The organism is Azospirillum argentinense, from assembly GCF_000632475.1.
Taxonomy (GTDB): Bacteria; Pseudomonadota; Alphaproteobacteria; order Azospirillales; family Azospirillaceae; genus Azospirillum; species Azospirillum baldaniorum.
Window position 1 is genome coordinate 635,996 of record NZ_CP007793.1, and the last position, 23,261, is coordinate 659,256.

General features: G+C 68.1%; 25 protein-coding genes. 15 read left to right on the forward strand and 10 right to left on the reverse strand.

Translation table 11 applies throughout. The features are described from left to right. Window positions 1-178 precede the first annotated feature (178 nt). The 3 genes from ABAZ39_RS02980 (at window position 179) to ABAZ39_RS02990 (ending at window position 2,671) form a co-directional block, all read left to right on the forward strand. On the forward strand, window positions 179-1,354 hold the full coding sequence (locus tag ABAZ39_RS02980) for a PAS domain-containing sensor histidine kinase (RefSeq protein ID WP_038526595.1): 1,176 nt from the start codon (window positions 179-181) through the stop codon (window positions 1,352-1,354). A 516-nt stretch (window positions 1,355-1,870) separates the two neighbouring features. After that, window positions 1,871-2,203, forward strand: a complete 333-nt coding sequence (locus tag ABAZ39_RS35395; RefSeq protein WP_144243452.1) for a hypothetical protein — start codon at window positions 1,871-1,873, stop codon at window positions 2,201-2,203. Between the two features lie 102 nt (window positions 2,204-2,305). Continuing rightward, window positions 2,306-2,671, forward strand: coding sequence for a hypothetical protein (locus ABAZ39_RS02990; RefSeq protein ID WP_038526601.1), 366 nt, complete (start codon window positions 2,306-2,308; stop codon window positions 2,669-2,671). Between the two features lie 30 nt (window positions 2,672-2,701). Here the strand turns inward: ABAZ39_RS02990 and ABAZ39_RS32795 are convergent, their stop codons facing one another. Beyond that, on the reverse strand, window positions 2,702-3,949 hold the full coding sequence (locus tag ABAZ39_RS32795; RefSeq protein ID WP_247881615.1) for a polysaccharide deacetylase family protein: 1,248 nt from the start codon (window positions 3,947-3,949) through the stop codon (window positions 2,702-2,704). Between the two features lie 320 nt (window positions 3,950-4,269). Between ABAZ39_RS32795 and ABAZ39_RS03000 the strand changes: the two genes are divergently transcribed. Next, window positions 4,270-4,563, forward strand: coding sequence for a DUF2934 domain-containing protein (locus tag ABAZ39_RS03000; protein ID WP_038526604.1), 294 nt, complete (start codon window positions 4,270-4,272; stop codon window positions 4,561-4,563). A gap of 47 nt (window positions 4,564-4,610) precedes the next feature. Then, window positions 4,611-5,195, forward strand: a complete 585-nt coding sequence (locus ABAZ39_RS03005) for an HPF/RaiA family ribosome-associated protein (protein WP_051657770.1) — start codon at window positions 4,611-4,613, stop codon at window positions 5,193-5,195. A gap of 56 nt (window positions 5,196-5,251) precedes the next feature. Here the strand turns inward: ABAZ39_RS03005 and ABAZ39_RS03010 are convergent, their stop codons facing one another. Continuing rightward, window positions 5,252-6,484 (reverse strand): L,D-transpeptidase family protein, encoded by a 1,233-nt coding sequence (locus tag ABAZ39_RS03010; protein WP_038526607.1) that lies wholly within the window; start codon window positions 6,482-6,484, stop codon window positions 5,252-5,254. 332 nt (window positions 6,485-6,816) lie between these two features. On the opposite strand from ABAZ39_RS03010, the gene mepK reads away from it, so the two are divergent. Continuing rightward, the gene (mepK, locus tag ABAZ39_RS03015; protein ID WP_051657771.1) at window positions 6,817-7,413 is read left to right on the forward strand and encodes a peptidoglycan L,D-endopeptidase MepK; all 597 of its coding nucleotides are present in this window, start codon (window positions 6,817-6,819) and stop codon (window positions 7,411-7,413) included. 195 nt (window positions 7,414-7,608) lie between these two features. Next, entirely contained in the window at window positions 7,609-8,784 is a 1,176-nt protein-coding gene (locus ABAZ39_RS03020) for a baeRF3 domain-containing protein (protein WP_038526610.1), read from the forward strand. Between the two features lie 72 nt (window positions 8,785-8,856). Here ABAZ39_RS03020 and ABAZ39_RS37640 read toward each other — a convergent pair whose 3' ends face one another. After that, window positions 8,857-9,573: a helix-turn-helix domain-containing protein gene (locus tag ABAZ39_RS37640; protein ID WP_081863022.1), complete on the reverse strand. Its 717-nt coding sequence runs from the start codon at window positions 9,571-9,573 to the stop codon at window positions 8,857-8,859. A gap of 499 nt (window positions 9,574-10,072) precedes the next feature. Between ABAZ39_RS37640 and ABAZ39_RS03030 the strand changes: the two genes are divergently transcribed. Both ABAZ39_RS03030 and ABAZ39_RS03035 read left to right on the forward strand, forming a co-directional pair. Continuing rightward, the gene (locus tag ABAZ39_RS03030; protein WP_038526613.1) at window positions 10,073-12,511 is read left to right on the forward strand and encodes a methyl-accepting chemotaxis protein; all 2,439 of its coding nucleotides are present in this window, start codon (window positions 10,073-10,075) and stop codon (window positions 12,509-12,511) included. Window positions 12,512-12,615: 104 nt separating this feature from the next. Continuing rightward, a complete protein-coding gene (locus tag ABAZ39_RS03035) occupies window positions 12,616-12,993 on the forward strand; it encodes a hypothetical protein (RefSeq protein WP_144243453.1) in 378 nt (125 codons plus the stop codon). A gap of 195 nt (window positions 12,994-13,188) precedes the next feature. On the opposite strand, the gene ABAZ39_RS03040 is transcribed toward ABAZ39_RS03035, so the two are convergent. Together ABAZ39_RS03040 and ABAZ39_RS03045 are read right to left on the reverse strand one after the other, a co-directional pair. Continuing rightward, on the reverse strand, window positions 13,189-13,740 hold the full coding sequence (locus ABAZ39_RS03040; protein ID WP_038526619.1) for a hypothetical protein: 552 nt from the start codon (window positions 13,738-13,740) through the stop codon (window positions 13,189-13,191). 70 nt (window positions 13,741-13,810) lie between these two features. Further along, window positions 13,811-14,842, reverse strand: coding sequence for a cation diffusion facilitator family transporter (locus ABAZ39_RS03045; RefSeq protein WP_081862865.1), 1,032 nt, complete (start codon window positions 14,840-14,842; stop codon window positions 13,811-13,813). A gap of 187 nt (window positions 14,843-15,029) precedes the next feature. On the opposite strand from ABAZ39_RS03045, the gene ABAZ39_RS03050 reads away from it, so the two are divergent. The 5 genes from ABAZ39_RS03050 to accC all read left to right on the forward strand — a co-directional run bounded on the left by ABAZ39_RS03050 (window position 15,030) and on the right by accC (window position 19,751). Beyond that, window positions 15,030-16,493: a dynamin family protein gene (locus tag ABAZ39_RS03050; protein ID WP_038526625.1), complete on the forward strand. Its 1,464-nt coding sequence runs from the start codon at window positions 15,030-15,032 to the stop codon at window positions 16,491-16,493. Window positions 16,494-16,556: 63 nt separating this feature from the next. Next, complete coding sequence (locus ABAZ39_RS03055) at window positions 16,557-17,339, forward strand: substrate-binding periplasmic protein (RefSeq protein WP_247881616.1); 783 nt, start codon at window positions 16,557-16,559, stop codon at window positions 17,337-17,339. Between the two features lie 125 nt (window positions 17,340-17,464). After that, entirely contained in the window at window positions 17,465-17,914 is a 450-nt protein-coding gene (gene aroQ / locus ABAZ39_RS03060) for a type II 3-dehydroquinate dehydratase (RefSeq protein WP_014241158.1), read from the forward strand. Window positions 17,915-17,937: 23 nt separating this feature from the next. Next, window positions 17,938-18,387 (forward strand): acetyl-CoA carboxylase biotin carboxyl carrier protein, encoded by a 450-nt coding sequence (gene accB / locus ABAZ39_RS03065; protein ID WP_038526633.1) that lies wholly within the window; start codon window positions 17,938-17,940, stop codon window positions 18,385-18,387. 20 nt (window positions 18,388-18,407) lie between these two features. Further along, window positions 18,408-19,751 carry an acetyl-CoA carboxylase biotin carboxylase subunit gene (gene accC, locus ABAZ39_RS03070; RefSeq protein WP_014241156.1) on the forward strand — a complete coding sequence of 448 codons (1,344 nt, stop codon included), beginning with the start codon at window positions 18,408-18,410 and terminating at the stop codon, window positions 19,749-19,751. Window positions 19,752-19,891: 140 nt separating this feature from the next. On the opposite strand, the gene ABAZ39_RS03075 is transcribed toward accC, so the two are convergent. Continuing rightward, entirely contained in the window at window positions 19,892-20,545 is a 654-nt protein-coding gene (locus ABAZ39_RS03075; protein ID WP_038526637.1) for a ribonuclease T2 family protein, read from the reverse strand. Window positions 20,546-20,670: 125 nt separating this feature from the next. On the opposite strand from ABAZ39_RS03075, the gene aat reads away from it, so the two are divergent. Then, window positions 20,671-21,312: a leucyl/phenylalanyl-tRNA--protein transferase gene (gene aat, locus ABAZ39_RS03080; RefSeq protein ID WP_038526639.1), complete on the forward strand. Its 642-nt coding sequence runs from the start codon at window positions 20,671-20,673 to the stop codon at window positions 21,310-21,312. A gap of 21 nt (window positions 21,313-21,333) precedes the next feature. Here aat and ABAZ39_RS03085 read toward each other — a convergent pair whose 3' ends face one another. The 4 genes from ABAZ39_RS03085 to ABAZ39_RS03100 all read right to left on the reverse strand — a co-directional run bounded on the left by ABAZ39_RS03085 (window position 21,334) and on the right by ABAZ39_RS03100 (window position 23,241). Then, the gene (locus tag ABAZ39_RS03085) at window positions 21,334-21,801 is read right to left on the reverse strand and encodes a DUF2155 domain-containing protein (protein WP_247881617.1); all 468 of its coding nucleotides are present in this window, start codon (window positions 21,799-21,801) and stop codon (window positions 21,334-21,336) included. A 104-nt stretch (window positions 21,802-21,905) separates the two neighbouring features. Next, a complete protein-coding gene (locus tag ABAZ39_RS03090; RefSeq protein WP_038526642.1) occupies window positions 21,906-22,175 on the reverse strand; it encodes a YMGG-like glycine zipper-containing protein in 270 nt (89 codons plus the stop codon). Window positions 22,176-22,332: 157 nt separating this feature from the next. Continuing rightward, window positions 22,333-22,818, reverse strand: coding sequence for an outer membrane lipid asymmetry maintenance protein MlaD (mlaD, locus tag ABAZ39_RS03095; RefSeq protein ID WP_014241151.1), 486 nt, complete (start codon window positions 22,816-22,818; stop codon window positions 22,333-22,335). A 30-nt stretch (window positions 22,819-22,848) separates the two neighbouring features. Continuing rightward, window positions 22,849-23,241 carry an NADH:ubiquinone oxidoreductase subunit NDUFA12 gene (locus tag ABAZ39_RS03100; RefSeq protein WP_038526645.1) on the reverse strand — a complete coding sequence of 131 codons (393 nt, stop codon included), beginning with the start codon at window positions 23,239-23,241 and terminating at the stop codon, window positions 22,849-22,851. Window positions 23,242-23,261 lie beyond the last annotated feature (20 nt).

The window sequence follows — 23,261 nt, forward strand, 5'->3', positions numbered from 1 at the left end:
ACAGAAAGCGGCGGGGTGGATAAAGCGCGAATCGATGACGGCGCTATAACATTCGCGAAACCCACATTTTGTTGAAGGTTTCTGCCGCCCGTGCCTATCATTGGTAGCGGGTCGAAAAGAAAACGGACGAACACACGGCCGTGTAACCGACCCGCCCAGGATGAGGACGGGAGGGGTCATGCTGGCACTGCTGTCGAAGCCCACGCGCCCGGCGGTCGATTGGGACCGCTTGAGCCGACGGATTCTGGATCGGAGCGCGCAGGCCTGCTGGGTGGTGGATCGCGAACTGGTCACCATCGGCGTCAACCCGGCGCTGTGCGCCTTGCTCGGCTACCGGGCCGGGGAGCTGGTGGGAACCCACCTTCTGGCTTATGTGGCCGAGGAAAGCCGGAGCGTCCTGGAGCGGCAGGCGGCCATCCGCGACCTGACCCCGCACCGCAGCTACGACGTCACCCTGATCCGCTCCGACGGGATGTCGCTCCGTGTGATCTTCAACGACTCGTGGCTGGACGGCGACGCCGACTCGGACGAGGGGCCGGCGCCGGGCTTCTGCATCTTCGTCACCGACATCACCCGCCGTGTCGAGGAGGAGACGCAGCGCGCCCTGCGGGTGGACCAGTTGGCGGACGCGGTCGCGCGCATGAACCGCTTCCTGGGGCAGATCTGCCAGGAGCTGAAGGACCCGCTGAGCGCCATCCTCGGCGCGACGCAGATGATCTCCTCCGACGCGGCACTCCCCGACCCGGCGGGCGGCGGTTCGGCGGTGGGGAGCGCGCATCTCGACGCCTACGCCGCGCTGTGCAGCGACGCCGGGCGGCAGATGATGCGGACCATCGAGAACCTGTCGCTGTGGTCCCGCCTGCAGTTGAATCAGGTGCCGCTCGATCTGCGGAGCTATGAGCTGGGCGGCCTGCTTCAGGACGTGCTGGAGGAGCTGGCGCCACGCGCCCGCGCCCGCGACATCCTGATCGTCAACCGCATCGTCGCCACCCCGGTGCTGGGCGACCTGTCCGCGCTGAGCACCGTGCTGAAGCATCTGGTCGAGAACGCGGTGCGCTTCTCCCCCTCGGGGAGCATGGTCATGCTGTCCGCCGCTCTGGCGGACGGGCGGGTGACCGTGCGGGTCCAGGACAACGGGATGGGCATTCCGGAGGATCTGCAGCCCCATCTGTTCCGCATCGACCCGCACCACGCCGCCCCCGGCGCCGACGGCGAGGTGGGGAGCGGCCTTGGCCTGCTGATCTGCAAGGCGCTGGTCGAGCGCATGGGCGGCGGCATCCGCGTCTTCAGCAAGGCGGGCGGCGGAACCGCGGTCACCGTGACCCTGACCCAAGGGGCTTGCGCCGGATTGTAACACCGGCAAACGGATGGTCGTACGAACCGTTTCCTCCGCCCGGGGTGAGCGGCGGCGGGATCGGGGTGCCCCATGCGGGGAATCCGAACATTCAGTTGTCAACAGGGCACAGACCCGCGCGAAATCGCCGCGCCGGGAGTCCGGCGTCAGAATCCAATTGACAGGCGTGAGCGCTGCAACACCCTTCGGAATCGGGAAAGGCAATGCATTTCAATGGTTTGTGTGACATGCTCAAAAAATGGGCAAATCGCGCTATGGCCTTGTCGCGCTTGACTCGAATCGGGAAAAGCCGGGCCTTGTCAACACAGTTATCCACAGACTCTGTGGAGAGCCTACGCGGGAGGTGAAGGGACGTGCCGCCCGGCCCATAACCTTTGGCGGGAGGACCGTCCAATCAGAATAAGTACTTCAGATTTTAGGCTTCGCGCATTTTTGCCGCTATAGTGGTCGCGCCTCATCCCACCGTGTTGCTCCAATCCAACCGGCACCGGATGAGCAGTGACGGAAGGAGTGCCCATGCTGGATGTCTATGGGACGTCTTGCCCGGCGGCGCGTCCACGCTGGTCATGGCGCGCGGCGACCGGTGAAACACGCGGCCGACGCGTGCAGGGATTTGCCGCTCCGGCTTTGGCGGCGGTGATGCTGTCCGCGTTGATCCTCCATCTCCTGCTGACGCTCGCCGCTCATCTGGGCGGGGCCGACATGGCTGGGGTGCTGGCGGTGGCGGTGGGCATGGCGGCGGTGCTGGTGGTCTTGCTTCCCTTTGCCCTGCTGTGCGTCCGGCGGGCTCAGGAAGCGCTGGCGGCCGGCTCGGATCGCCGCGGGAGGACGGCCTCGCCGCAAGGTTGAAGCGGCGCCGGTCGGGGAAATCCCGGTTGCCCCCTTTTGTAAGTCCGCGCATAAAGTGATGACGCCGTGGCGATGAACGGCGCTGTTCGGCGGGGGCTGTGCATGGGGTTGTTCGATTTTCTGAAGGTCACCGTCAAGGATGAGAAGAAGGCGGCACCGCGCCGGCCCAATCCACCCGGTGGCCCGTCGAATGTGATCGAGTTCGACGGCAAGAGCTTTCCGTTGGCCGGGGTCAGCCACAAGGGCTTCGTGGCGACCGGCTTCGACGGCTCGCTCATTCCCAGCCAGACCGCGCGGATCACGGTGCGGATCGACGACGCCTGCGGGAAGTTCACCTTCGCCGCCACCGTGACCATCGAGGAGGTCAAGGGCGGGTCGGTGTCCGGCGCCTGGAACATGCTGCCGCCGGAGGTCGAGACGACCATCCGCAAGTACCTGCAGATCCGCAAGCAGAAGACCGGAAAGTAAGAGGCACGGTCTTGACCGGGCGACCGCCGTTCAGTTGGCGGCGCGGAGCGCCGCGTCGCCGGCTTTTCCCCCGGCCTTGACAGCGGCGTTCACCCCGGCGTTCACCCCAGCGTTCACCAGGGTCGGGGCCATGGCCGGCGTGGCGAGCTGGTGCATCCGCTCGATCCATTCCGACAGGGTGACGAATTCGCAGCCCTTCGCGCGCATCGCGGCGATCACGCGGGGCAGGGCGTTGAGGGTGGATGGGTAGGTGGAGTGCAGCAGAAGCACGCTGCCGGTTCCCGCCTCGGTCTTCACATGCTGCACGATGCGGTCGGGGTCGCGGACCTGCCAGTCCCGGGTGTCCACGGTCCACAGCACCGGGCTCATGCTCTCCTCGCGGGCGATGGCCAGCAGGTCCGGCGTGTAGCGCCCATAGGGCGGCCGGAACAGCACCGGGTTGGCGCCGAATCCGCGCAGGATGCGGTTGGCCTCGGCAATCTCGTGGCGCTGCGCCTCGGGGTCCATGGCGCGCAGGTCGGCGTGCGTCAGGCTGTGGTTGCCGATCTCGTGCCCGGCGGCGATGAAGTCGCGGATCACCTCGCCCTGGTTCTCGGCGACGCTGGCGACCGGAAAATAGGTTGCGGGGATCTTCTCGCGGTTCAGCACGTCCAGGATCTGGCGGGTGACCACCCGGTGCGGCCCGTCGTCGAAGGTGAGGGCGCAGAGATTCCAGCCCTCCTCCTTCAGCGTCGCCGGCATGACGTCGAGCGTCGTGTCGGGAACCACCGCGCCCAGCCGGCCCTTGCGGCGCCCGGACTTCTCGATGGCGGCCATGGTCCGGGCGGCTTCCGGCGGGTAGGTGAGGGCGACGTCGGCCTTGCCGTCCCCGCCGGGGCGGGGCGGGGCGAGTTGCGCGCTGTCGGCGGGCGGCCTGATCTCCGGTGCTTGGGGCGATGCCTGAGGCGGCGCGGGCAAGGGAGGGGCGGGCGGAGGCGCGGCCGGAGGTGCGGGCGGAGGCGCGTCGAGGACGAGGCAGCCGAACCCGGCGCCGAGCATGCGGCGGCACAGCGCCGTCACGTCCAGCCCCACCGGGGCGGTGGCCCGCAGGGCGACGCCCTCGCCCTGGCGCCGCGCGTCGAGCGGAACGACCGCCGGGCTGAGGCCGTCCGCCAAATCGGGGGAGCGGCGGCGCAGGCTGTCCCACGCCCACCAGGCATCCCCTTCCCTTTGGAAGAGGCCGAGTTGCAGCAGCGACGGCCCATCCGCGGCGCGGGCGGCGGTGTTTGGGAGCGCCATCAGCACTCCCGCGGCCAGCGGCAACGCGAACAGGGAAGAGCGGAAGCGGCGCATGCCCATGAGGAGGGAGGACGTGAGGGAGCGTCCGTGTTCAGGCCGATTCACACGTTTCTCCTCCGGATCGTCGCCGTCGTCGAATACCACCCCTTCGGGATTAATTCAAACGGCGCGGTCTCCGTCGGTTTGCCCGCTCCGATTATCCCTTCGGGAGGAACCTTCGGTGTTCCGGCGCGGTTGACGGGAAGCGCGCCCGGCCCAAAGGCCCATCCGGCAGCGGGGTGTGGGCGGCGCGGAACAAGAACGGACAGGAGGCAGCCCGGATGGCGGATGATTTGGAAAGCCGGATCAGAGCGCGCGCTCACCAGATCTGGGAGCGTGAAGGCCGTCCGGAGGATCGCGCCGAAGACCATTGGAAGCTGGCGAGCGAGGAAATCGCCATCGAGGACAATTACCGGGACACGTTGCGCCCGAATCCGGCGCGCGGCCCCGACGACACCGCGGAACGGACCGAGCCGGTCGAACCCGTGCTGAGCATGGAGAGCCAGGGCGAGATGCCCGGCATCGCCGACCAGGGCGAAGAATTCCGCATTCCCGGCCAGGCCCGCGACTCCTGACGGCGGCTCCCACCGCTTTCCTCACGTCGTGCTTAGAGAGGACCCCCATGGACACGAACCTGGAAATCGCCTTCCACAACATGGACTCCCAGCCCGAGCTGGAGGCCTACATCCGCGAACGGGCGGAGAAGACGGAAAAGCTGTTCGACCGGCTGGTCGGCATGCGGGTCGCCGTGGAAGCCCAGCATCGCCAGCACAAGACCGGCAACGTCTTCGACGTCCACATCGAGCTGATGGTGCCGGGCCAGGACATCGTGGTCAGCCGCAAGCCGAACAAGGCGAAGGAGCGCTACGCCAACCCCGACGCCCGCACCTCGATCCGCGACGCCTTCGAAGCCGCGGAGCGGCAGTTGAAGGAGTACAAGGACAAGATGCGCCGCGACGTGAAGGTCCATGATCCGGAGCAGCCCGGCCGCGTCTCGCAGCTCAACCCGACCGAGGACCACGGCTTCATCACGACCAACACCGGGACGCAGCTCTATTTCCACCGGAACAGCTGCCTGAACGTGGACATGGACCAGCTCAAGACCGGCGACCCGGTGAAGTATGTGGAGGCGACGGGCGACACCGGCCCGACCGCCGCCAAGGTGTGGCGGGCGTCCGGGTCCGACACTGAATTGCGGGCCACCTGACGAAAAAGCCCCCGCCAACCGGCGGGGGCTTTTTCTTGGAAGGGTTTTCCTTGAATTCAGGCTCTTTGGGCTGGAGGCATCGGGTCGGCCGAGGTCGGACCGCTCGGGTCCGGTGCCGCGGCTGGAACGGTGTCCTCGTTCAGGTCATAGATGTCCGGGTGCAGGCGGACGGCGTCGCGGTCGTCCACCGTCGCGGTCCAGTAGACGAAGCGCACCGGCACCGGCTGGGAAAGCTTGATCCATTGCGGTTCCTGCCGGTCCAGCATGCGGTCGAGCCGCGCCGTGGACACATGCTCGGTCGCCAGAAGCGCCTCGGCCATGCCGCGCGCGTCCTCCAGGCGGACGCAACCGGAGCTGACGGTGCGGATCTCGCGGTCGAACAGCCGCGGCTCGTTGGTGCCGTGCAGGTAGATGTTGTAGGGGTTGGTCATGTTGAACCGGTACCGGCCCAGCGCGTTGTGGTCGCCCGGCTGCTGGACGATCCGCACGCGGCGCGGCGAGACGTTGCGCCAGTCCACGACGCCCGGTTCGACCGGGGCGCCGTCCAGATAGACCACCGCGTTGGCGATGCCCGGCGTGCCCTTGGCCCGCAGCAGGGGCAGCTTGTCCTCCTTCAGGACGGTGGGCGGCACGGTCCAGGTCGGGTTGACGATGACGTGGGTGATCTGGTCCTGAAGCAGCGGCGTCTCGCGCGACGGACGACCGACGATGGAGCGCATGGTCAGCGCCTCCTCCCCGTCGCGGACCAGCGTGGTGGTCTGGCTGGGCAGGTTCACCAGGATCACGGTGTCCGGCGCGGTGTCGCGGAAGGCGCGCATGGACAGCGCGCTGCGCCGCATCTGGGCGGCCGACTCCTGCGGGCTGCGGTCCAGCGCCACCCGCGTGCCGCCGCCGACCAGCCCGTCGACCTTCATGCGCTGGCTGAACTGGAAGGCGCGCACCGCGGTGTCCACCTCCTCGTCGTACAGATCGCCCCTGCGCAGCCGGTCGAGGAAACCCAGTTCGGCCAAACGCTGCGTCAGCCGCTCCACGCGTTCGCCGCTGCTGCCCCTCTTGAGAAGCGGGCCGGACCCGATGCGGGTGATGGGACGCTCCGGTTCCGCCTCCAGCACCGTGGCGGCGGCGTCCAGCCGGTCGGCCCAGCCGGTCAGCGTGTCGCGGTAGGGGGCCGCCTCGGCGGTGGCCGGGGTGGCGGCCGTGCCGGCGATCACGGACAGCGCCAGCGTCAGCGCGGCCAGGACCGGCGCCGGGCGGCGTCGTTGGTCGGTAAGCGTCTGGGATGTGTGCATGATCCGTCCTCGGCTGGCAGGTGGTCCGATCCCCTGTCCTTTCTATCGAATGTAGTACGTGAAGCCCCGTCCGGCGAGGCGGGGACGCGCGTTCCAGGGGTCGGGAAATCGGCGTACGGCCTCCGGCCAGGGGGCAACCAGTGCGGGTGAGGGCGCCGAGGGCCGATTTGTGACCGATTCGGGCCATTTTCGGGTTGATCCCGGCCAAGCCCTAGCCTATAGGGAATAGTCGTTCGCTATGACCACAATATTTTGGTCCTATCCGAACAATCCCTAGGGGGCCGGCCGGCGCTGGAACGGTGCGGCCCGATCACCAAAATGCATAGGGAGTGATGCTTTTGGGGAGTGACGACCGTGCCGCGCCGATGAATGGGCGCGAGACTGGCCGCCGTGGGTTTCTGACCTTCGCCGCCGCGACCCTGACCGCCCTGGCCGTTCCGGTCCTGGTGCCCGCCGCGCCGGCCCTTGCGGCCCCCCTGGCCGGTGGCGTCCGCCGACTGGCCCTGCACAACATCAACACCAACGAACAGTTCAGCGGCGTCTATTGGGCCGATGGCGCCTACCGACCGGACGCGCTGAAGAGGCTGGACGTGCTGCTGCGCGATCATCGGGCCAAGCAGGTCGGCCGCTACGACCCCCGCCTGTTCGACGTGCTGGCCCGTCTGCATCAGACGCTGGACAGCGACGAGCCCTTCCGGGTCATCTGCGGCTACCGCTCGCGCCGCACCAACGCCATGGCCCGCCGCCGCTCGCGCGGGGTGGCGAAGGAAAGCTACCACACCCGCGGCATGGCCATCGACGTGATGCTGCCGGATGTCGAGTTGAAGGCCATCGCCACCGCGGCCCGCGGCATGGAAGCCGGCGGCGTCGGCTACTACCCGCGTAGCGGCTTCGTGCACATCGACACCGGGCCCGTCCGCACCTGGTGACGTCGGGCCTGGGGTGGGGCCTGGGGTGGGCCTGTGGTCGGCCGCGATCCTCGTCGCGGGCGTCATAGGCCGGGTTGCCGTACGCCCTGTTCCGGGCGCCTGCCCAGTCGGTAGGCACCCCGGAACCATGGCCCGACGCGCCGGTTGCTCCAATCGGAATTCCCCGAACGAGCAACATGGAGGGCGACGAAGGCGATGTTCTGCAAACACGATCTGGGACGACTCCTGACCGTCGATGCCGCCCCGGCGGTGTCCATCTTCCTGCCCACCCACATCGCCGGGCGCGACATCCGCCAAGACGTGATCCGGCTGCGCAACCTGCTCGCCAAGGCCCAGGACCAGCTGTGCGAGAAGCACGGCCTGCGCCGGCCCGACGCCGAAGCGTTCCTAAAGCCGGCCTCCGACCTGCTGGTGCAGAACGAGTTCTGGCGCCATATGGACCGTGGGCTGGCAATTTTCCTGGCCAAGGGCGTGTCGGCCATCCACCGCGTGCCCGTTGAACTGCCGGAGGAGGTCGTCGTCAATGCGCGCTTCACGCTGCGGCCTTTGCTGCCGCTGTTGGCGGATGACGGAACCTTCATGATCCTGGCCGTCACCGCCGGGCGGGCCCGGCTGTTCTGCGCGACCCGCCACGGCATCGCGGAGGAGGATGCCGGGTTGCCTCAGGGTGTCGCGGAAATCCATGCCGAAACCAATTACGAAAACAACCTGCACTCAGCCCCGCCGGCCCGCCATGCCGACCGCACGGACCGCGGCGGCGTGTCGATGGTCAAGACGCACAATTTCGGCGAAGACCCCGAGGAACTGCGCAAGGCCCATCTCATCGAGTATCTCGGTCGGGTCGGTGGTCGCGTGCGCGATCACCTGAAGCCTTTCCGCGGCCCGCTCGTCCTGGTGGCGGACGAGGAGATCCAGGGGCATTTGCGCAAGGACGCGCATCTTCAGGGACTGCTGGAGCAGGGGGTGGTCACGAACCCCGATGCGCTGGATGTGGAGGAATTGCACCGTCGCGCCTACGCGGTGGTCCAGCCGATGTTCGAGTCGACCCGGCGGACGGCCGTGGAGCGCTTCAACGCCCTGTATGGCGACCGCAACACGGCGGAACGGACGACGACGCGGGCCGAGGATGTGATGGTGGCGGCGCGCGAGGGACGGGTCGGGGTTCTTCTGGTGGCCGGGAACGAGAAGGTCTGGGGGCATTTCCGGGAGGACTATCACCGGGCCTTCCCGTTGCACCACGAAACGGACGGCGCCATCGACCTCGTCGAGGAGGCCGCCACCGAAACGCTGCTGCGCGGCGGCGAGGTGCATGTGGTGACCAAGGAGGAACTGCCCTCCGGCGCCTCGACCGCGGCGATCCTGCGCTTCTGATCGCCGATACCAAGAGTCGTTCGGTGTGTGGGGCGGTGTCCTGTGGGGCGCCGCCCCACCGGCGTTTCGCCGTCAGGTGGACGCCTTGCTGGGCTTGCCGGCGTGGTAAATGTCGGCCGGATCCCATACCGCGCCATGGCGCCGCCGCTTTCCGCCGGTCGTCTCGACCTTGATGCGGGACTTGGCGGGCGCTTTCGCTGCCATCTTTCCCACCGGCGTCTTTCCCCCGGGTGCCTTTCCCACCAGTGTGTTCGACGCCGTCGGGACCGTCAGCGTACTCCTCTCTCCCGGGAAGCCGTTCGGCGCGCTTCCCATGAGCGCGGCGCTCGCCAGTCCACTCTCCTCCTCATCCCGCGCCTCCTGCAGGTGAGGCGACAGGGAGCTGAGGAGCGACAGGAGTTCATCGCCAACACTGTCCGGTGCGGCCCGCCACAAGCGCAGCATGCGCGCCTCGCGGCGGCTGATGGAACTGTCGCTGATTCGCGCGTTGTCCGCGCTGGGCGTCCTCGTGACGGAGGCTTGCGGGTCGTCGTAGCAATCGAAGAAGAAGCTGACGGGGACATCAAGTACCTGCCCCAGGCGATACAACGTTCCGGCCGAGATCCGGTTGGAGCCGCGCTCGTATTTCTGGACCTGTTGAAACGTCAGGCCAATGGCTTCGCCCAGCTTTTCCTGGCTCATGCCCATCAAGGTGCGGCGCATGCGAACGCGCTGCCCGACATGTGCATCGACCGACCAGGATTCGGGCGATCCGCGCCGCCCCCTTTTGCGCACCGCAGGTTCGCTCATGGACCCGGAACTCCAATGCTTGCGAATAAATATGTAGGATTTGAGAATGTTAAAGAGATTGTTCACACAGAACTTTCCGGTGCGCAAGCGGAATCTCTGAAATTACTGCGCTATGGTTGTTGTTTAGGCATGAATGAGGGCATATGAATTCCCTGGTCCCTTGCGGTCCGGTGTGTTGAAGGCACTGATTGCGGCGCTTTGCCTGCGTCGCGCGTGACGGTTGCACGCTTCCACAGGGCGTTGAAATGGAAATAAATGGCGCAAAATCGCGCGCCATATAAAAATAATATTTTAATTTATGGTGATTTTGCCGCCTCGTCCTGGTGTGGAAACACTTTGATAATCAAATTCGGATAGGCCGGATGAGATAGAATTCGCGCCACAGGCTGCGCCGGGTCCGGGTGCCGGACCGGCGGGGAGGGGTGGCTGCGACGGTCGGCTGCGACGGTCGGCAGCGAGTTTCCTTGCGCTGCCGCGTCGCAATCAAAGGATCAGGTCGATGCAGACAAGCAGTCTGGCGGGACGCTTCAAGGTCGGGACCCGCATTTACTTTGGTTTCCTCGTGGTGTTGCTGCTGCTGGCGGTGGTGGTCGCCATCGGCGTGCGGGGCCTCGGGGTGGCGCGGGACGGCTTCGAATCCTATGCGGCGGTGAGCAACCACTCGATCCAGGTCAGTTCCATCGACGCGCAGGTCGCCCAGATGCGCCGCCTCGCCCTGACCTTCAACACGTTCGGCGACCCGAAGGTGGCGGATCAGGTGCGCGCCGTCCAGGCGACCCTCGTCAAGGATCTGCGGAGCGCCCTGGATGGCACGACCGGCGAACGCCGCGCCCTGCTGGAGCGGATGAATCAGGTCTTCGCCAACTATGTGACCGACTTCAACACGCTGGCGGAGCTTCGCCTGCGCCGCGACCGCCTGTACACCGAGCAGCTCGTCCCGGCGGGCGAGAAGGCGCGCGAGACCGTGTCGCAGCTCGTCTCCACCCTGATCGCCGACGGCGAGCACGAGGCCGCGGCCAACGCCGCCCTCGCGCAGGAGCAGCTTCTGCTGGCGCGGCTGGCCGCGTCGCGCTTCTTCACCAGCCCGAACGAGTCGATTATCACGGAGGTGTCGGCCCGTGACGACGCCTTCGGCGAGGCCATCCGCCGGGCGACGGAGCGGCTGAACAACCCGGCGCGCCGGGCTGCGGCGCTGGCCGCCGACCAGCTGGCCGACCGCTACGTCTCGCTGTTCCGCGAAACCTCCGCCGTCATGCTGGAGAACACCCGGCTGGTCGACGTGATGGGCGCCCGCGGCGTCGAGTTTGCGGACCTCTCCGACCGCACCGTCGCGATCGAGGGCAAGGACCGCGAGGGCGTTCTGGCCGAAACCACCGGCAGCATGGACCGCACCCTGTCGGCCAACGTGACGATCGCGGCCGGCGCCTTCCTGTTCGGCCTGCTGCTGGCCTGGGCGGTGGCGCGGTCCATCGTGAAGCCGGTCGTGTCGATGACCGAGACGATGACCAACCTCGCCGGCGGCGACTTGACGGTGACCATCCCGGCGCTGGCCAACCGCGACGAGATCGGGCAGATGGCGCAGGCGGTGCAGGTGTTCAAGGACAACGCCATCCAGAAGAAGGCGATGGACGAGGCCGAGCGCGAACGTCTGGAGGCCGAACGCCGCGCCGACGAGGCGCAGCGCGCCCGCGAGACCGCCATCGGCGAGGAGATCGCCGCGCTGATCGACGGCGTGTCGAAGGGCGACCTGTCGCGCCGCCTGGAGCTGACCGGCAAGGACGGCTTCTACAAGACCATGTCGGAGGGCATCAACCGCCTGACCGACACGGTCGAGGCGGTCATCGCCGACCTCGGCGCGGTGCTCAGCGCGCTTGCCCAGGGTGACCTCAACAAGCGGGTGGAGCGCGACTACCAGGGCGCCTTCCAGACGCTGAAGACCGACGTCAACACGACCTCCGCCAAGCTCGGCGAGATCGTCGGCCAGATCCTGCGCGCCACCGACGCGATTTCCGGCGCGGCCTCCGAAGTCTCGCTGGGGTCGAGCGACCTCGCGGAGCGGACGGAGCAGCAGGCTTCCTCGCTGGAGGAGACGGCGGCGAGCATGGAGGAGCTGGGGGCAACCGTGCGCTCCAACGCTGACAACGCCCAGCGCGCCAACGGCATGGCCGCCGACGCCCGCACCGCTGCGGAGTCCGGCGGGACGGTGGCGGATTCGGCCATCGACGCGATGAAGCGCATCGAGGCGTCGAGCCGCAAGATCACCGACATCATCGGGGTGATCGACGAGATCGCCTTCCAGACCAACCTGCTGGCGCTGAACGCGGCGGTCGAGGCGGCGCGGGCCGGCGACGCCGGGCGCGGCTTCGCGGTGGTGGCGCAGGAGGTGCGCAATCTCGCCCAGCGCTCCGCCCAGGCGTCCAAGGAGATCAAGGGCCTGATCCTCGACAGCGACAGTCAGGTGAAGGACGGGGTGGAACTGGTCAAGAAGGCCGGCGACGCGCTGGAGGGCATCGTGTCCGGCGTCCAGCAGGTTGCCGGGCTGATCGCCGAGATGGCCTCGGCCTCTTCGGAGCAGGCGGCGGCGCTCGACGAGATCAACGCCACCGTCTCGCAAATGGACGAGATGACCCAGAAGAACGCCGCGCTCGTCGAGGAAACCACCGCGGCGGCCCAGTCGCTCGCCAACCAGGCGACGGACCTGCGGTCGCTGGTCAGCTTCTTCAAGCTGGACGCGGCGGCCCTTGCGGCGGCGCCCGCCGTCCACCATGGCGGGGCGTCGCCGGCTTTGCGGCGCAGCATTGCTCCGACCAAGCCAGCCCCCGCCAAGCCCGCGGTGCGCAAGGCGGCGGCTCCGGCCCGTCCGGTGGCGGCGGGCAAGGCGGCTTCGGCGACCTTGCAACGCGCTTCCGCCGATGAGGACGATTGGAAGGAGTTCTGAGTCGAGCTGCGCTGAAAAAAGCGTGCGATGGAAAGGGCGGCGCGGACGTTTGTCAGGGTAGGCCATCACACCGGCCTCATCCACCAACCGGGAGTGACGAACCCATGACCGCGCGCCGCCCCATCCCCGTAAGTCTCATGGCGCCTCTGTTCCTTGCCGGCGCCCTGTGGACGGTGCCGGCGGGCGCCGCCGACACGCCGCCCCCGCCCGGCGCCACGCCTCCGGCCCCCGGCATGCCCAGCACGCCGGGCGAGCAGGCCCGCCAGGGCGTGGAATTGCTGATGAAGGCTCTGGAGGGGTGGGTGCGGCAGGTGCCGATGTTCGCTCCCCCCGAAGTCACGCCGGAGGGCGACATCGTCATCCGGCGGCTCGACCGTTCCCGTCCGGCACCTCCCAACCCTGGGCCGGCCGAACCGGCGCCGCCGAAGTCCGAACCACCGAAGTCCGAACCGCCGGTGCCAAACGCACCGACCGACCTTTAAGGCCAGCGGCGAAGCCCGATACAGCGTGTCACGCAGCGCGCCGGCGTGGTCTTCGATGCGTGGCGAAGCCTCCAAGCAGCCTTAACGCTCCCTTAATTCATAGTTAACGGTAGGTTAACGACCGTTTGCGGGCCGAACAGAGGCCGCACGGGGCGGTCTGCGTGACGCGCTGTATCGGCCTTTCCGCTCTGCCGGTCAGCCGGCGTGCCAGGGGCCTCCGGGGCGGGCGAAGCCCTCCACCTGATCGCGCAGCTTCTGGATTTGCGACGGGGTGAGGGTGAGGCCAAGACGCGCGGCGAAGGCGGCGGCCAGCGCGCCGCGCGTCGGGCGCTCCCCCCGGTCCGACAGGGTGCGGTACAGTTCGAACGCCGCGGCGTAGCGTTGCAAGGCGTCCGGGCGGCGGCGCAACTGGGCCGCCTGCGGGGTGGCGGCCCCCTCCAGATGGGCTTCCAGGCGGCGCAGGGCGTCCGCCGCCGACAGGGCGGGCAGGGGAACGGGCGGCTCGGGTTCCCGCTCGGGCCGGCCGATGGCCGCCTTGGCGCGGTGCCGCCGCTGGCGCAGCCGGTCGTCGTTGCGCAGGCGCTCCGCATAGGCGGGGTCGCTGCGCCGCCGCTCGGTGCGGGCCCGGTTGGCGCGGGCGTTGCGCTCCTCCCGATCCGCGTGGCTCTGCGGATCGCTGAGCAGGAAGGCCAGCTCCTCCGCGGTCAGGCGCAGGGAGTCGGTGTCGGGGTCGTTTTCGGCAGTCATGCCGAAAGCAACGTTTCGGGCGCCGGTTCCGATCCATACCACCAAAGAAGGTCACAGTTCGGGGAACGCGTCAGGCCGCGTGGTGCATCTCCCGGCCGTCCGGGCAGGGGCCGGTTTCGACCTGGACCGTGGCGTGGCCGATGCCGAAGCGTCCGCGCAGGGTCTCGACCAGATCGCGCAACACCGCGTCGCGGTCGGTTCCCGGCGGCACCACGGCGTGCATGGTCAGCAGCGGCCGTTCCGCCGTCAGCGACCAGACATGGACGTGATGGATGTCGGTGACCGCCGGCACAGCCTCGTGCAGGGCGCTGCGCAGCTCGTCCACGTCGATGCCGACCGGCGTGCCCTCCACCAGGATGTGGGCGCTCTGCCGCACCACCTCCCAGGCGCCGCGCAGGATCAGCAGGGCGACCAGCACCGACAGGATCGGGTCGATGGGTGTCCAGCCGGTCGCCAGGATGATGCCCGCCGCCACGACCGCCGCCACCGAGCCGAGCAGGTCGCCCAGCACGTGCAGGGCGGCGCCGCGGACGTTCAGGTTCTCCCGGTCGCCGCGGTGCAGGATGTAGAGGCCGGCGAGGTTGCCCAGCCCGCCCAGCACCGCCACCGCCATCATGGTGCCGCCCAGGACCGGCTGGGGTTCCATCAGCCGCTGCGCCGCCTCCCACAGGATCCAGGCGGAGAGCAGGAACAGGCTGAGGCCGTTGACGAAAGCGGCGAGGACCTGGAGCCGGTGGTAGCCGAAGCTGCGCCGCCGGTCCGACGGGCGCCGCCCCAGCCGGAAGGCCAGCCAAGCCAGCGCCAGCGCCGCCGCGTCGGTCAGCATGTGCCCGGCGTCGGCCAGCAGGGCGAGCGACCCGGACAGCACGCCGCCCACCACCTCCACCACCATCAGGCTGGCGGTCAACAACAGGACCAGCAAAATCCGCCGCTCGCTGTCGGCCGTCACCGTCGCGGTGTGGGCATGGCCGTGGCTGTGGGCATGTCCGTGGTCATGGCCGTGCTCATGCCCATTCCCGTGCTCATGATCATGGTCATAATGCTGGTGGTCGTGGTCATGATCGTGGTCATGGGCACCGTGGCCCTGCGGTCCCTGCGTCACTGGCCTGCCCCCTCGCGGTCATGCTTGGAATAGGACGACGGCGTCAGGATAGGACCGATGCTGCGCCGCCGTCACGGCGTTTCCGGTCACGGCGATTTCGCTGTCCATCGCAACGGCCCCTCGTGCTAGAGAATGCCTCCGACACGACACGTCACCCCATTTCACAGCAGACGGGACCCGGCCGGCCATGACCCCCAGGCAAGCCCTCCAGCAGCGCCTCGCCGCCCTGGACGCGCATCTCCGCGCGGAAAACCCGAACCTCCTCCCGGTCATTCCGACCTTCCGCAATTTCGACCGGGTGCTGGTTCGGCTGGGCCTGCTGGGGCCGCACGAGTCGCTGACCACACGCATTCCGTGGTGGCCGATGATCGCGGTGCTGGGGACCTTCTCCGCGGGCAAGTCCACCTTCCTCAACGGTTATCTCGGCGCGCCGCTGCAGAACACCGGCAACCAGGCGGTGGACGACAAGTTCACGGTGATCTGCCACGGCCCGGACACCCGGCGGGAGGCCCTGCCGGGCACCGCGCTGAACGCCGACCCGCGCTTTCCCTTCTACCGGATCGCCGACGAGATCGAGAAGGTCGCGGCGGGTGAGGGCAAGCGCATCGACAACTACCTGCAGCTCAAGACGCTGTCCGGCGACCGGGCGCGCGGCAAGATCTTCATCGACTCGCCGGGCTTCGATGCCGACGACCAGCGCCGCTCGGTGCTGCGGCTGGTCGATCACATCGTCGAGCTGTCCGACCTCGTGCTGGTCTTCTTCGACGGGCGTCACCCGGAACCGGGGGCGATGCAGGACACGCTGAAGCATCTGGTGGCGAAGACGGTGGACCGCGCCGACGCGCGCAAGGTCTGCTACATCCTGAACCAGATCGACACCACGGCGAAGGAAGACAATCTGGAGGCGGTGTTCGGCGCGTGGCAGCGCGCCATCGCCCAGGCCGGTCTGGTGTCCGGCCGCTTCTACGCCCTCTACGACAGCAAGTCGGCGGTCGCCATCGCTGACGACGCGGTGCGCGCCCGCTACGAGGCGCGGCGCGACTCCGACCTTGCCGAACTCCAGGTGCGCATCAACGAGGTGGAGGTCGCCCGCGCCTACCGCATCGTCGGCATGATCGACAGCCTCGTGAAGGAGTTGAAGGGCGAGATCGTCCCGCAGCTCGCCGCGGCGATGAAGCGCTGGCGCAAGCTGGTGCTGATCGGCGACGCGGTGTGGCTGGCCCTGCTCGCCCTGCTGTTCGGCGGGATCGCCAGCCTCGCCGGCGGCGACACGGTGTCGGCGTTCCTGACTTGGCTGACCCAGTCGCAGCCGGCCTGGGCCGGCGGCCTGCCGGTCGGGGTTCTGGCGGCGCTGGTGGTGCTGGGCGGCCTGTTCGGCGCGGGGCATTTCTGGCTGCGCTCCTTCATGGCCCGGCGGGTCGCCCGCGGCCTGCCGGAGCGCTACGGCGACGTGGACCTGAACCTCCAGCAGGGCTTCCTGCGCAACACCCGCTTCTTCCGCTCGATCTTCCGCAAGAAGCCGGTGGGCTGGAGCGGCGGTGCGGAAAAGCGCATCTTCTCCATCCGCGAGGCGGTGGCGGAGCATGTCCAGCGCATCAACGACCTGTTCACCGACCCCGCCGGGCGGCGCAACCGCGCCCCGGCGGAGTGAGCGGGCGTCTGCGGGAGAGGGGTTAGGGGATAGGCGATGGCGGGGCGGCGGTGTCTTCTGGCCATGCTCCTGCTGTTGGCGGCGGTCGGCCCCGTCCGGGCGGCCCCGCTCGATTCGGCGCTCCTTGGCTCGGCCCCCCTCGACTCGGCTCCCCTCGACTCGGCCCTGGATCTGGTCACCGGCAACGACTTCGCCCCCTTCACCGGGGAGGATCTGCCGGAGGGCGGTCTGCTGACCGAGATCGTGCGCCGCGCCTTCGGCGAGGTCGGGCTGCGTTACGAGGTGCGCTTCATGCCCTGGCGCCGCGGCTACGACGGCGTCCTGGCGGGCAAGTTCCTGGGCACCTTTCCCTATGTCCGCACGCCGGACCGCGAGATGGAGATGCTGTTCTCCGACCCGCTGCTGGAGGTGCGCCAACTCGTCTACCTGTCCGCCCACAGCGGCATGGTGTTTCACACGCCGCAGGATTTCCGGGGCCGCACGGTCTGCGCGCCGGTCGGCTACGCCCTGCCGACGGAGCTGGCGGAACTGGCCGCGGCGGGCGTACTGGCGCGGGAAAGCCCGGCGGACCTGCCGGCCTGCGTGCGGATGGTCGCCTCGGGCCGGGTGGACGCCTTCGTCATCGACGAATTCACCGGGCGGAGCGCAGTGGCGAAGGCGATGGTCGGGGACGAGATCCGCGTCGCCCCCTTGCCCTACGCCCGCGCCGGGCAGCACCTGATTCTCTCGCGTTCGTTGCCGGAGGCGGCGGCAATCCTGGCCGCCTTCAACGCCGGATTGAGGAAATTAAAGGATGGCGGGGCCTTCGAGGAGATCCTGCGCCGCCATCTGTCCGCCGCGCCGTGAGGCGTTTGGCGCCGAAGGGGGCAGAACACGCCGAATGGGCGTAACGTTTGCGCCATGCGGCATTGCCAGCGCGACGCAAAGTGCTATAAACGCGCGGACTCGATCTTGGAAAAGGGGCGTGGCCCGTGGCCATCGACGCTTCCGTTCTGGTCCTGAACGGACCGAACCTGAACATGCTGGGCGTGCGCGAACCGCACATTTATGGCTCCATGACGCTCGACGATCTGGAAGGCGCGTGCCAGGAACGCGCCGAACAGCTCGGGCTGGCCATCGACTTCCGGCAGTCGAACCACGAGGGCGAACTCGTTTCCTGGATTCAGCAGGCGCGGACGGAGCATGACGGCATCGTCATCAACGCCGGCGCCTACAGCCACACCTCCGTCGCCATCATGGACGCGCTGATCCTGTCCGAGCTGCCGATCGTCGAGGTGCATCTCTCCAACATCTACAAGCGTGAGGCCATCCGCCACCACTCGCACATTTCCGCGGTGGCCAAGGGGATGATCTGCGGCTTCGGCCCTCACGGGTATCTGCTGGCGCTGGACGCCATGGCGAATATCCTCGAGCGCGACTAAGGAACACGGGAAAAACGAACACCATGGCAAGCTTCGACATCGACGGCGATCTGGTCCGCAAGCTCGCGGATCTCCTGCGTGAGACGGGCTTGAGCGAGATCGAGTTTGCCGAGGGCGAGAAGCGGATCCGCGTCACCCGCCCGACGGCCGCCCAGGCGGTGGCCGTGCACGCTCCGGTCGCCGCTCCCGCCCCCGTTGCGGCTCCGGCCGCCGTCCCGGCGGGCAAGCCCGCCAGCCATCCCGGCGCCGTCACCTCGCCGATGGTCGGCACGGCCTACGCCGCCGCCGAGCCGGGCGGCACGCCCTTCGTCCGCGTCGGCGACACGGTGAAGGCCGGCCAGACCGTCCTCATCATCGAGGCGATGAAGGTCATGAACCCCATCAAGGCCCCGCGGGGCGGCACGGTTGTCGAGGTCCTGGTCTCCGACAGCCAGCCGGTGGAGTTCGGCGAAGTCCTTATGATCATCGAGTGAGCGGGGATCATCCCTTGGCGATGTTCGAGAAGGTCCTGATCGCGAACCGCGGTGAGATTGCTCTGCGCATCCACCGCGCCTGCCGTGAGATGGGAATCCAGACCGTGGCGGTGCATTCCACCGCCGACGCCGACGCCATGCACGTCCGCCTCGCGGACGAAAGCGTGTGCATCGGCCCCGCGTCGGCCCGCGAAAGCTACCTGAACATTCCGGCGATCCTGTCGGCAGCGTCGATCACCGGGGCGGACGCGATCCATCCCGGCATTGGCTTCCTGTCGGAGAACGCCCAGTTCGCGGAGATGGTGGAGGAGCACGGCTTCACCTTCATCGGCCCGACCGCGGAGCACATCCGCATCATGGGCGACAAGGTCACCGCGAAGAAGACGGTGATGGAGCAGGGGCTGCCCGTGGTCCCCGGTTCCGACGGCCCTGTGCCGACGCTGGAGGAGGCGGAGAAGATCGGCCGCGAGACCGGCTATCCGATCCTCATCAAGGCGGCGGCGGGCGGCGGCGGCAAGGGCATGAAGGTCGCCCGCAACCCCGACCAGCTCAAGGAAGCCTACCAGCTCGCCCGTGGCGAGGCGCGCGCCGCCTTCGGCAATGACGAGGTCTACATCGAGAAGTATCTCGGCAAGCCCCGGCACATCGAGATCCAGCTTCTCGGCGACGAGCACGGCAACTGCGTGCATTTCGGCGAGCGCGACTGCTCCGTGCAGCGCCGTCACCAGAAGGTCATCGAGGAAGCCCCGTCGCCGGCCCTGAACGCCGAGCAGCGCGCCTTCATCGGCGATCTGGCGGCCAAGACGGCAGCGGCCATCGGCTACCGCGGCGTCGGCACGATGGAGTTCCTGTTCGAGGACGGGCAGTTCTACTTCATCGAGATGAACACCCGCCTGCAGGTCGAGCACACGATCACCGAGATGATCACCGGCATCGACCTGGTGCGCGAGCAGATCCGCGTGGCGACCGGCGCCCCGCTCGGCTACGGCCAGGCGGACATCCGGTTCCAGGGCCATTCGATCGAGTGCCGCGTGAACGCGGAGCATCCGGAGACCTTCATCCCGTCGCCGGGGAAGATCGACGGCTACCACGCGCCGGGCGGCCTGGGCGTGCGCGTCGACTCGGCTCTCTACGACGGCTACCGCATCCCGCCCCACTACGACAGCCTGATCGCCAAGCTGGTCGTCCACGGCACCACCCGCAACGAGTGCCTGATGCGGCTGCGCCGGACGATCGAGGAGTATGTGATCGGCGGCGTCGACACCACGCTGCCCCTGCACCAGCGCATCATCGCGCAGCAGGCCTTCATCGACGGCAACTACGACATCCACTGGCTCGAACAGCTGATGGGCATGAAGAAGTAAGCCGTCGAACGGTTCGCCGAGCGGGTCAATGAAAAGAGCCCTTCTTCCCTGGTGGGGAGGAAGGGCTCTTTTCGTTTGGGGCAGATTCTAACCCTCTCCCTTCCGGGGAGAGGGAACATCGAAAGCGTTCATTTCGGATGTCACGGCGCCGCGGTCAGCAACGCGTCGCGGCGGCAGCGGTCGACCACCTTGGCGCCGCAGGGCATGAAGGACAGGTCCTTGTTCAGGCACAGCCGCACTTCGGCCACGTCGCGTTTGGAGCAGACCAGCGCCACCGACTCCGGTTCCAGCCCCGGATTGGCCTGCACGAACAGGCGCTCGACCTGGGTGGCCGGGATCGACAGGTCGGGCTTCGGGGCCTGGAGGGCCTCAGGGATATTCACCTTGGCGAAGGCCTTGCGGACCTGCGCGAAATAGTCGGTGACGGGCAGGCCGCTGCAGGTGCCGTGCTTCGTCCATTGGTGCACGATCAGCCCGACGCTGGGCATCACCGGCATGGTGGCGTCGACCACGGCGCGGGGGACCGTGCGGTCGCGGGTGCAGGTGGCCGGGTAGCCGCCGTTGCTGTATTGCGGCCACAGGCCGTGGACGATGAAGCCGAACTTGCGCTCCACCCCGCACTGGTCGGGATCGGAATCGCCCTGATTCTTGGCGCAGTGGGTGGGCGACCAGGACAGGCTGAGCACATAGTAATCGAAGGTGCCGGGCTCCGCCTTGCGCTGCGCCCATGACGCGCCGGTCATCGAGAGAAACGCAACCACCGATACGGCGATGGCTGACAGAACCGTCTTCATGTTGGAACTCCTGCGATAAACACCTCTTTCCGTTGCATACCATGGTGGGAGCCACCTGTCGCGCGGAAGTGGTGCGCTGAGATAACGTTGCGGGGGTGAGGGGGCAAACGGCTATAGTGTCCGCGATGATCGAACTGTCCGCATCGCTGCTTCTGCGCGCCTACGCCGCCGGCATTTTCCCGATGGCGGAGAACGCCGACTCCGAGGAGCTGTACTGGTTCGATCCGGAGCGGCGCGGCGTCCTGCCGCTGGAGGGCTTCCACGTCCCGCGCAAGCTGCGCAAGACGGTGCGGCGCGGTCCGTTCGCTCTGCGCTTCGACACGGCCTTCCGCGCGGTGATCGAGGCCTGCGCGGAGCCGACCCCGGACCGCCCGAAGACCTGGATCAACGGCGACATCCTGCGGCTCTACACCGAACTGCACGAGCGCGGCTGCGCCCACAGCGTGGAATGCTGGAGCGGCGGCCAACTCGTCGGTGGCCTTTACGGCGTCGCGCTGGGCGGCGCCTTCTTCGGGGAAAGCATGTTCAGCCGCGTCACCGACGCCAGCAAGGTGGCGCTGGTGCATCTGGTCGCCCGGCTGCGGGCGGCGGGTTACACGCTGCTGGACGCGCAATTCGTGACGGAGCATCTGAGCCAGTTCGGCGCCATGGAGATCCCGCGCGCCGAGTACCGCCGCCGGCTGGCCGCCGCCCTGTCGGTGCCGACCGACTTCGGCGGCGTCGACCAGGATGCGGCCATCACGGCGTTGTTCGGCCCGGAGGGCTGAAGGCGGGGCGCTGGGCCGGCCTCAGTCGCCCTCGCAGGACAGGACCCAGACGTCGTAGATCGGGTGCTCCATCGCCGACAGGGCGGGGCTGGAGGCGAACATCCAGCCGCTGAACACCGGCTCGGCCTGCTCGCCGGGCTTGCTCTCGATCACTTCGAGGAAGGCGGCGGTCTCCGGCGGCTCGATCGGCGGGTTCTCCTTGCAGGCGCGCAGGGTGATGCGCAGGCTGCCGAGCGCCTTGGTCTCGCCGACGGCGATGGTGAAGGTGGAGGTGCGGGCGGTGATCTTGTCCAGCCCCTGCAGCTTGGCGGCGGAGCGGCTGACCATCTCCTCCGGCACCGGGGCGGCGGCGGCCGGGCCGGTCAGGCTGGTCAGGCCCAGGGCCGGAAGGCAGAGCAGCGCGGCCGCCAGGGCCACGCCGCGAACGCGTTTGCCACCGACCGGGCCGATGAGGCTTTTCGGAGTCGTCGTCACTGGGATCGTCGTCACTGGGGATCGCTTCCGTGATGTCGAACGGCGTGGGCCGAAACCCGACAGCCTTCTAGCCCGGAAGCGTCTCCCCGTCTACTCCGTGACCGCTTTGTCGGGGCCGCTTACTGGGTGATGCTGCCGCTGGGGCGGGTGCCGCCATAGGGGGCCTTGGTGGTGGACGGACCGGCGGTGCCCTCCTTCTCCTCGACCTTCTGGGTGGCGGTGCCGCCCGCGGCGCCCGCGGCGCCACCGACCACCGCGCCGACTGGCCCGCCGACCACGGCGCCCGCCGCAGCCCCGCCCAGAGCGCCGCTGGCGGCCTTCTCCTCGGTGTTGACGCCGCAGGCGGCGGCGAGCAGGGCGAGGCCGAGAACCAGGAAACGGGCTTTCATCGCTGATCTCCTTTGATGAGGGTGCCGTGTTGGGTCTGCGGAAGGAAACGGCAGCGTGGCCGCGGCTGTTCCGAAGGGGGTTGGGAAAAAGTGGGTGAGCAAACGAAAAAAGGGGCCGTGAGGCCCCTTCGTTCGTCGTCTCAATTGTGTGCAGCGTTTACAGCTTGGGCGGCTCGCCGCCCTCCTGGCCGGGCTTGCTCATGTTCTGCAGTGAGAAGATGACCTGGCCCAGGAGCTGCTCGATGCCGGGGGTGCTCTGCGTGTATTCGACGCGGCCGTCCGGCTTGAGCATGTCTTCTTCGCCGCCCGGCTCCAGCGACAGGAACTTGCCGCCCAGCAGGCTTTCCGAGGCGATGACCGCCGCGGTGTCCTTGGGCAGCTTGATGTCCGGGTGGATCGACATGTGCACGACCGCCTGATAGCTCTTCGGGTCGAGCGTCAGTTCGGTGACCGACCCCACCTTCACGCCGCTGATCCGCACGTCCGCACCGCTCTGCAGGCCGGAGATGCTGGTGAAATTGGCGGTGAGGGCGTAGCCGTTCACCTTGCGCAAATCGGCGCTGGTGTAGGCGAAAGCCAGAAAAAAGCCGGCCACGGCGAGGACGACCCCGCCGAGCACGGTTTCAATCACATTGCGGCGCATGAGGGATTCCTAAGGGACCGCGTGGGCGTCTCAGCCCGGAGTCCAGGGTTCGTAATCGCCGGTGGCGCGCACGCGCTGCCCGCCCGCATACTGGTGCCCGGGCGGCCGGTAGGCCTGGAGCGAGCCGGACAGGTTCGGGAGATGTTCCTTCTGCCACGGCTTGTGGAAGGCGCTGTTGCCTTCCGGCAGCGGCTCCTTGGTGGTGTGGTGCAGCCAGGAATGCCATTCCGGCGGCACCTTGGAGGCATCCGGCTCGCCGGCATAGATCACCCAGCGGCGTTCCTTGACGCCGGCGATCGCGCTCGGGGAGCGGTAATAGGTGTTGCCGAAGCGGTCGGTGCCGACCTTGTTGCCCCGGCGCCAGGTGACAAACCGGATGTGGATGTTCGCCATCCAGGTGATCAGGGAGATCTTCTCGCTCATCGTCGCTCGCGGTCGGTAAG

Bases quoted from the DNA above. Each gene is read 5' to 3' on its own strand.
- ABAZ39_RS03075 (WP_038526637.1), bottom strand. From the start codon at position 20,545: ATGAAGACGGTTCTGTCAGCCATCGCCGTATCGGTGGTTGCGTTTCTC.
- ABAZ39_RS03050 (WP_038526625.1), top strand. From the start codon at position 15,030: ATGACCCCCAGGCAAGCCCTCCAGCAGCGCCTCGCCGCCCTGGACGCG.
- ABAZ39_RS35395 (WP_144243452.1), top strand. From the start codon at position 1,871: ATGCTGGATGTCTATGGGACGTCTTGCCCGGCGGCGCGTCCACGCTGG.
- ABAZ39_RS03005 (WP_051657770.1), top strand. From the start codon at position 4,611: ATGGACACGAACCTGGAAATCGCCTTCCACAACATGGACTCCCAGCCC.
- mepK (WP_051657771.1), top strand. From the start codon at position 6,817: ATGCTTTTGGGGAGTGACGACCGTGCCGCGCCGATGAATGGGCGCGAG.
- aat (WP_038526639.1), top strand. From the start codon at position 20,671: ATGATCGAACTGTCCGCATCGCTGCTTCTGCGCGCCTACGCCGCCGGC.
- ABAZ39_RS03035 (WP_144243453.1), top strand. From the start codon at position 12,616: ATGACCGCGCGCCGCCCCATCCCCGTAAGTCTCATGGCGCCTCTGTTC.
- ABAZ39_RS02980 (WP_038526595.1), top strand. From the start codon at position 179: ATGCTGGCACTGCTGTCGAAGCCCACGCGCCCGGCGGTCGATTGGGAC.
- ABAZ39_RS02990 (WP_038526601.1), top strand. From the start codon at position 2,306: ATGGGGTTGTTCGATTTTCTGAAGGTCACCGTCAAGGATGAGAAGAAG.
- mlaD (WP_014241151.1), bottom strand. From the start codon at position 22,818: ATGCGCCGCAATGTGATTGAAACCGTGCTCGGCGGGGTCGTCCTCGCC.
- ABAZ39_RS37640 (WP_081863022.1), bottom strand. From the start codon at position 9,573: ATGAGCGAACCTGCGGTGCGCAAAAGGGGGCGGCGCGGATCGCCCGAA.
- ABAZ39_RS03040 (WP_038526619.1), bottom strand. From the start codon at position 13,740: ATGACTGCCGAAAACGACCCCGACACCGACTCCCTGCGCCTGACCGCG.
- ABAZ39_RS03010 (WP_038526607.1), bottom strand. From the start codon at position 6,484: ATGCACACATCCCAGACGCTTACCGACCAACGACGCCGCCCGGCGCCG.
- accC (WP_014241156.1), top strand. From the start codon at position 18,408: ATGTTCGAGAAGGTCCTGATCGCGAACCGCGGTGAGATTGCTCTGCGC.
- ABAZ39_RS03090 (WP_038526642.1), bottom strand. From the start codon at position 22,175: ATGAAAGCCCGTTTCCTGGTTCTCGGCCTCGCCCTGCTCGCCGCCGCC.
- ABAZ39_RS03055 (WP_247881616.1), top strand. From the start codon at position 16,557: ATGCTCCTGCTGTTGGCGGCGGTCGGCCCCGTCCGGGCGGCCCCGCTC.
- ABAZ39_RS03020 (WP_038526610.1), top strand. From the start codon at position 7,609: ATGTTCTGCAAACACGATCTGGGACGACTCCTGACCGTCGATGCCGCC.
- ABAZ39_RS03000 (WP_038526604.1), top strand. From the start codon at position 4,270: ATGGCGGATGATTTGGAAAGCCGGATCAGAGCGCGCGCTCACCAGATC.
- ABAZ39_RS03030 (WP_038526613.1), top strand. From the start codon at position 10,073: ATGCAGACAAGCAGTCTGGCGGGACGCTTCAAGGTCGGGACCCGCATT.
- ABAZ39_RS32795 (WP_247881615.1), bottom strand. From the start codon at position 3,949: ATGGCGCTCCCAAACACCGCCGCCCGCGCCGCGGATGGGCCGTCGCTG.
- ABAZ39_RS03100 (WP_038526645.1), bottom strand. From the start codon at position 23,241: ATGAGCGAGAAGATCTCCCTGATCACCTGGATGGCGAACATCCACATC.
- accB (WP_038526633.1), top strand. From the start codon at position 17,938: ATGGCAAGCTTCGACATCGACGGCGATCTGGTCCGCAAGCTCGCGGAT.